Annotated in this window: 1 protein-coding gene; it reads right to left on the minus strand. The window is 54.1% G+C overall.

Going from position 1 to position 566, the window contains the following annotated elements:
- Positions 1 to 566: SIS domain-containing protein (locus ACWHAR_RS30450; protein ID WP_452088856.1), on the minus strand; the 566-nt coding region annotated here is incomplete at both ends.

The raw sequence follows: 566 nt of genomic DNA on the forward strand, positions 1-566 counted from the left end.
GCACTTCAGGCAGGACGAAGCGGTCGTCTGCTTCTTCCAGGCCTTTCAGGGAGATCACGCAAGGGTTGGCGCCGCGGGCTGTCACTTCTTTGACGTTTCCGCGGATGCTTAAGTTGACGTGCTCCTGTGTCGCAAGGGCGATGACCGGTGTGCCGTCTTCGATCAATGCGATCGTACCGTGCTTCAATTCGCCGCCGGCGAAGCCTTCAGCTTGAATGTAAGAAATCTCTTTCAGCTTCAGGGATCCTTCGAGGCAGACGAAATAGTCGAGGCCGCGGCCGATGAAAAATGCATTGCGTGTTACGGTCAAGTATTCACGGGCGATCATTTCCATTTCGTCTTTTTGGTCGCAAAGGGCTTCCATTGCGTTTCCGATAATGCCGAGCTCTTTGACAAGATCAAAGCCGAGTTCTTTGCCGCGGCTTTCCGCAGTCACGGCTGCCAAAATTGCGAGAACGGCGATTTGCGCCGTATATGCTTTTGTTGACGCTACCGCGATTTCAGGGCCGGCATTCAGTAAAAGCGTATAGTCCGCTTCACGGGAAAGCGTGGATCCCGGTACGTTG

Source organism: Bacillus sp. LR--39 (assembly GCF_053613335.1).